Genomic DNA, 6193 nt, shown 5'->3' with positions numbered 1-6193 from the left:
CGGGTGTTTTGTCGGTTTCGGTGAAAGTAGTTCGACTGGGCTTGGGCATGGGATAAAACTGCAGCTCAGGAAGACTGCTCCCCGCTCGCGCGGGGATGGGTCCAACGGGGTGGACCCCACCCCGTCCGGCCGCGGCTGCTCCCCGCTTGCGCGGGGATGGGTCCTTCCGGCTCTCCCCGTGGGAGGGCATGACGCGCTGCTCCCCGCACGTGCGGGGATGGTCCGTCTCCTTCTCGGTGGCGAGGACGGCGAGCGCGCTGCTCCCCGCGCCCACGGCCTGGCCCTGGAGATGCTGGCCGGCCCGCTGCCCGGCGGAGCGGGGCTTGAGATCGGCGAGGGGCCGAAGGCGCCGCCGCAGGTCGGAAGTTCTTCGTCAGATGGGCGATACCGGATGCCGCGCGGCCGACAGATCCGGCCCGGCCTGCTGGAGTCCGGCCTCTGGCACATCAAGCCACTCGCGAGAACTACCAGAACATCTCCGACTCAGGTCACTAGGCTGAACGCGGGCAGGACAGCGACGAGGTCCGGGGGGCGGCCGTGACGCAGGGGGCGCGACCGGGGCAAGTGATCGGAGGCCGCTATCGGCTGGTCTCCGAGCTTGGGTCCGGAGGGTTCGGGCGGGTGTGGAAGGCCTATGACGAGACCCTGTGCATCGACGTCGCGGTCAAGGAGTTGTGGCTGTTCCCGATGATGTCCGAGGACGAGCGGGCCCAACGGCTGGCCCGCGCGACCCGCGAGGCCCGCAACGCCGCCCGGCTGCGCGACCATCCGAACATCGTTGGGGTCCACGATGTCGTCGTCGAGAACCGGCTCCCCTGGGTCGTCATGCAGCTGATCGACGGCTGCTCCCTGCAGGAGCGGCTCGACGCCCACGGACCGCTGTCGGTGGAGGAGACCGCAGGGCTCGCGGCGAAGCTGCTCGGGGCGCTCGGGGCGGCGCACGAGGCGGGAACCGTGCACCGCGACGTGAAGCCGGCCAACGTCATGCTCGCCGGGACCGGCGAGGTCCTCCTCGCCGACTTCGGTATCGCGGTCCACCACAACGACACCGCCCTGACGGCCGCGGGGACGGTCATCGGCTCTATGGAGTACATGGCACCCGAGCGGGCGCGGGGCACCGACGGACTCGCGGCGAGCGACCTGTTCTCGGCCGGGACGACGCTCTATCAGGCGGTCGAGGGAATCTCGCCGTTCCGGCGCGGCACCCCCACCGGCTGCCTCTCCGCCGTCCTCTTCGAGGAGGCCCCGCCGCCCACCCGGGCCGGACGGCTCGCACCGCTCCTCGCGGGTCTGCTGGAGAAGGACCCGGACCGCCGCCTGACCGTCCCGGAGGCGCTGGCGGCGCTGGCTGCCCCGGACGCGCGGGAAGCGCCGGACGCACCCAGCATGCCGGAGGCGCCAGGCATACCGGACGCGCCCGGCGGGCCGGGTCTGCCAGACGTGCTCACCGTCACCGCGCCTCGCCCCAGTCTCCCGGCGACCGCGCCCACCGGGCCGCCGCGCCGCTCTTCCGCGCCGCGTCGGCGGGCCGTCGGAGGCCTCGCGCTCCTGCTGTGCGGCGCGGCGATGGTGTGGACGGCCTGGTCGGTCTGGCCCTTCGGGAGCACCGACGACCCCCGAGCCGCCTGCGACGACGCCTTCCGGGCCATCGGCGCGTTCCAGGAGGCAAACCCCTCGTACGCCGAAGGCCTCCGCCTCGGCGATCCGGCCGTGACAAGCGGGGCGCACCGGCTGGCGAAGCGGCTCCGCGACGCGTCCGCCAGGACCAAGAACCCCGGCGTGACTACCGCCCTCGACGGCTACGCGCGCACCTTCGAGGAAAGGACCGGCGACACCGTGCGGGACTCCGCGTACGTCGATGTCGTCACCGCGTGCGAGGAGGTGGGCAGCGTTGCCTCGAGTTAGTGATCTGAGTCGGGACGGCTGTCCGGACCCGGGCCGCTCCCCGGCTACAGTCGCGGGCAGGGGCCCGGAGCCACTTTCACTGGCTCCGGGCCCCGCCCGTCGGGACCGGCCGGTCAGTCGTTCTTCTCCGGCGGGGTGAGCAGGGCGAAGAAGGCCTCCGCGTCCTCCTTGCCCAGCTGGCCCTCCACGACCGCGTACCGGCGCAGCGTGGCGAGGGTGTCCTTCGCCGGGATCTCCCAGCGGGTGTGGGCCTCGCGGGTGATCTCGCCGAGGCAGTGGTGGGCGGACTCGGGGTGGTGGCGGATGAACCAGGCGAGCATTTCCGCGACCGGCCGTGAGACCCACAGGTGCAGCCAGTCCTCCTCCTGCGCCGGCTTCTGCGGCCGGGCCTGCACCTGGCGGTCCAGGTCGATGGTCTCGGCGAAGTCGTGCAGCACCGCGCCCTCGATGGTGGGGCCCAGCAGGCGGGTGGGCAGGACGCAGTCCAGGCTGCTGGCGACGTTCCAGGCCAGCGCGTCGGCGATCTCGCGGACGGAGTCCTCGTTGCGGGCGCGCAGCACCCACCGCTTGCGTACGTCCGGCCGGCCCCACAGGGTGCCGTGGAAGTCGGCGGCGAAGTGGGCGCGGACCTCCACCGCCCCGCGGGACAGCTGGTCGCGGTCACCGGCCGACATGACGGCCCGGACGCCCTCGTGGGAACGCTGGCGTGCCTCGACCCAATCGTCGGCCACGGCCCGGGCCCACTGGTCGCGGCCGCCGACCAGGGCCTGCGGCTGGGGCACCTCGCTGTTGCCGCGCGAGATGTAGGCCCGCAGGGTGGAGGCGGTGATGCCGCCGAGCTCCGCCATCTCCGGCACCCCGATCAGCTGGGCGCCGGTCAGCTCGGGGGTGGCGACGTCGACCACGCACCTCTCCGGCGGCAGCGCGCCGTCGCGCTCGGCACGGCGGGCGGCCCACAGCGCCAGATGGTCGCCCCAGTTCTCCACCGCCGGGGTCGGCGCCTCGGCGTCGATCTGCGAGATGGTGAGCACGCAGGCCCGGGCCGGGTCGGCGCGCCGGTCGAGCATGTCGGCGGCGCTGACCGTGACCGCGGCGCGCGCCTTGCGCTGCTCGTAGTCCTGCTCGACCGGGTCCCAGACCTGCCCGGGCCGGTACCAGGCGGCGCCGTCGAACCAGTAGCCGCCGGCCCGGAACAGCAGCTGCTTGCCGTCCCAGGTGCTGTGCAGGGAGGAGGTGTCGTCGTCCTTCATCAGCAGGACGGTCCGGCCGTGCTCGGGGTGGTAGCGCACCGACCAGTGCACTGACCGCGCCTGTCGTTTGCTTACCACCGGGCATACCAAGGGCTGTTTCTCGCGCTGATGGGTCGGGCCTGCCGGTATCTGCTGTGGGACGACGGAGCCGGCTGCTGCTCCCCGTTGTGAGGGCATCGTCCCTGCGGCGCGGGTTCACTGCGTCAGCGGCAGCTCCCCGTACTCATGGGGTGTCGTGGTGGTGGCTTGGATGGGTGATGCGGTTTCCGTATAAGGCTCGGAGCTTTGCATGGTGTATGCGATTTCTGTATGCCGGGCGGGTGGGGGAGAGCCGCAGGCTCTTGTCAGCTCCTGTTCGTGATGACCTCTTGCCTCCTCCCCGGGGTGGCCTGCTGGCCAGGGAGTGTGCTCCTCGGCACGCCCTGCGCCTGTGTTGTCTGATGCTTCTGCTCCCTGCAGGGCCGGTGAGGGCTGGAGCCTGGTGCCGGTGGAACTGCCTTGTGCGTCGCCGGGGGCTGGCGAGTGGGGGCCTGAGACAAGGGCGGCGCCAGCGGGGCCTGACCAGAGAACAGCTTGCCAAGCTGATCAGGTGCTCCGTGTCCACGATCCAGCGGGCGGAGTCGGGCGATCGTCCGCCCTCTCTGTCGATGTGCCCCACGTCGCCAGTGCGCGTGCTCGATGAATTCCTGCGCGTGCGCAGGCTGCTGGTGAACTGACGACGCTTGGTTGATGTGCTACGCGTGTGCCCCACGCGATCACCGCGTGGGGCACACGGGCGCGGTGGATGTTGCTCGGCAGCCTCGAATCAGACGGCGAAGGCTTGACCGCACACGAGGCAGTGGTAGGGACCGGACGCGGCTTCGGGCACTTTCACAGGCTCATGCGAATGACAGGGGGACGTGACGATGACCATGTCGTCGGGCTCGGTGAGCGGCGAAGGGACCCCCGGAGCATTCACGCCGCCCTTGAGGCTGAACTTCACATGCTTGCTCCGAGCTTCACCCGAAAGGGGGGGGCGAAGCGGGGAACAGGGCGCATCCCGCCGGGCCAGACACCAGGATGTGGATCACTTCGCGCCGGTTCGCCGTCCTGGCGTGAGGAGGCACTCCCGGCTTGCGCCGGATGGTCCGACACGCCTGCGAGCCGGGGGCGGGTGCCGATCGCCGGAGAACCCACGTACAAGGAGTGCGGCGCGGGTCCGGCTCCTTGCGCGCCGGCTGCCCATGTACAACTTCCTGCACGACGCCCTGGCCAACTTCCTGGGCGGCATCACCGCCGCCGCCTGCGCTGCCACCGCCACGTGGGCCTACCACCGGGTCAAAGCCGCCCGGCGCATGACCCGCCCCGGTGATCCAACCACCGCGCCCGAGCCCACCGCCCCCACGGGCCGTTCTGGTGGGCATGGAACCGATTGACCCGATCCACCTGTCCGAGCCCGGCCTCGTCGTCCTGGACATCACAGCCGCCGACGAGGCGACCGTCCACGCCGCAGCCGAGCAGCTCGACCGGCACTGGGCCACCTCGGGCGCTCTGCGCGTCCGCCGGGTACCAGGAGATCCGGGTGTGACCGCCCGGCTCTACGCCGACGTGCGGCGCTGATACGGGGACTCCGGTGTCGATGGCGCGCCCGGGCGCCCGACGCGCCATCGGCTATGAACACCCGCTACATGTGCACGCCCTCGGCCCGTCCTGTCAGACGCCCGTGGAACCACGGGCGCCCCGCCCCTGCTGTCCGCGGTGGTACTGACGGAGCTGGCGGCGTCGGTGCCGGCTTGCGCGGCGGTCCAACAGCTCCCCGGATCGCCCCGCCAGTGTCGGTGCCTTTGGGGCTTCAGCGCCTACTCCGGAGGGGTGGGTGTCGACCCGGAGGTGTGGTTCCTCCACCGCTTCACGCCCCAGCGCCAGGCGCCGACGGCCATGGCCACAAGGATGGCGGCGGCGATGTTGCCGGCGACGTCGTGCACGAAGAAGGACATCACGGTCTCGGCCTGCTGAGGCGTCAGGGAGGCTGCGGAGGTGAGCTTCAGGGAGGCGTCGGTGGTCGCTTCGGAAGGAGTCATGCCATCAGCGAACCGCCCTTGCACCCGAACTCCCAGTGATCCGGATGACCCCGGAAACGCTCGAACACCGCAGCTCGGAGCATGTATGAAACCAGCTCCTGTCGAACGGCACGGCCGTTCAGGAACGTTCAGCCTGTTTCGCGGACGTTCAGGCAGAGCCTCCCCTACCGTTGGATGCCACGCCATGACGGGGGACGGGGGAGAGGCAGTGACGCAGGTCGAGAGCGGGGCGGATCCGCGGGACGTCGAGGCCGTCGCCGAGTATGAGGAGGCGCTCCAGGTCTTCGTCTTCGACCTGAACAAAATGCACATCCACTTCGGCGCCCCGTCCTACTCCCAGATCGTCGGCGCCTCGGTTCGGCCCAAGCTCACCAAGGCCGGCGTGAACGAGGTGCTGTCCGGCAAGAGACTTCCCTCGCGTGAGGCGCTGCTGGAGTTCGTCCGAGTCGTGAGCAACCCACCCTTCCCGCCGCCGGGGACACCGGTCGGGCACGTTGCTGACCGGCAGCTCATGGACCACTGGCGCGACAGGTGGGCAGCGGTCAAGCTCCTCCAGCGGCAGGTTCAGGCCCCCTGGAAGCGCCTGAAGAACACGGCCAGGGAAACGCTCGAACAAGCCGTGAGCGAAGCCGAGAACATCCGTAAAGCGGTGCATGAAGAAGCGGACAGGGTCCGTAGGGATGCCCTGGCGGAGGCGGATGCCATTCGTGCGGCGGCACGCGAGGAAGCGGCCCGGATCGTGAACTCGGCCGTGCAACGCTCCGCCGGCATCGTGCCCTTGCAAGTGGATACCGCTGCCTTCCATGGTGCGTGGAAGACGCCCGTAGCAGCTGAGCCCCCGGCCCCCACCAACACGGACTACGACCCTCCGCCGCCGCCCTTCTGGTTCGCGGTACCGGAACCCCGCCCCCTGCTGCCGGAGGACGGCGGCTCGGAGCCCGTTGTCCAGCTCTCGCCAGGCACCTGGTACCTGGCGAT

6 protein-coding genes and 1 pseudogene are annotated in these 6193 nt (G+C 70.8%); 5 read left to right on the top strand and 2 right to left on the bottom strand.

What is annotated here, in order from left to right; translation table 11 throughout:
• Window positions 1–537: 537 nt before the first annotated feature.
• Complete coding sequence (locus ACFCY7_RS37495) at window positions 538–1905, top strand: serine/threonine-protein kinase (RefSeq protein ID WP_376490560.1); 1368 nt, start codon at window positions 538–540, stop codon at window positions 1903–1905.
• 113 nt (window positions 1906–2018) lie between these two features.
• On the opposite strand, the gene ACFCY7_RS37490 is transcribed toward ACFCY7_RS37495, so the two are convergent.
• Window positions 2019–3206 (bottom strand): hypothetical protein, encoded by a 1188-nt coding sequence (locus ACFCY7_RS37490; protein ID WP_376490559.1) that lies wholly within the window; start codon window positions 3204–3206, stop codon window positions 2019–2021.
• A gap of 206 nt (window positions 3207–3412) precedes the next feature.
• On the opposite strand from ACFCY7_RS37490, the gene ACFCY7_RS37485 reads away from it, so the two are divergent.
• The 3 genes from ACFCY7_RS37485 to ACFCY7_RS37475 all read left to right on the top strand — a co-directional run bounded on the left by ACFCY7_RS37485 (window position 3413) and on the right by ACFCY7_RS37475 (window position 4754).
• Complete coding sequence (locus ACFCY7_RS37485; protein ID WP_376490558.1) at window positions 3413–3871, top strand: multiprotein-bridging factor 1 family protein; 459 nt, start codon at window positions 3413–3415, stop codon at window positions 3869–3871.
• Between the two features lie 507 nt (window positions 3872–4378).
• The gene (locus ACFCY7_RS37480) at window positions 4379–4570 is read left to right on the top strand and encodes a hypothetical protein (RefSeq protein ID WP_376490557.1); all 192 of its coding nucleotides are present in this window, start codon (window positions 4379–4381) and stop codon (window positions 4568–4570) included.
• Window positions 4557–4754: a DUF6207 family protein gene (locus ACFCY7_RS37475; RefSeq protein WP_376490556.1), complete on the top strand. Its 198-nt coding sequence runs from the start codon at window positions 4557–4559 to the stop codon at window positions 4752–4754. Before ACFCY7_RS37480 ends, ACFCY7_RS37475 begins: the two co-directional genes overlap by 14 nt.
• A 239-nt stretch (window positions 4755–4993) precedes the next feature.
• Here ACFCY7_RS37475 and ACFCY7_RS37470 read toward each other — a convergent pair whose 3' ends face one another.
• Window positions 4994–5215, bottom strand: coding sequence for a hypothetical protein (locus ACFCY7_RS37470; RefSeq protein WP_376490555.1), 222 nt, complete (start codon window positions 5213–5215; stop codon window positions 4994–4996).
• Window positions 5216–5423: 208 nt separating this feature from the next.
• Between ACFCY7_RS37470 and ACFCY7_RS37465 the strand changes: the two are divergent.
• A pseudogene (locus ACFCY7_RS37465) lies at window positions 5424–6193 on the top strand (hypothetical protein); the annotation flags it as partial.

It is taken from the genome of Streptomyces sp. NPDC056361 (genome assembly GCF_042262805.1).
Classification (GTDB): domain Bacteria; phylum Actinomycetota; class Actinomycetes; order Streptomycetales; family Streptomycetaceae; genus Streptomyces.
Note: the sequence above shows the minus strand (reverse complement) of the source record. Positions and strands in the feature narration are given on the sequence as shown.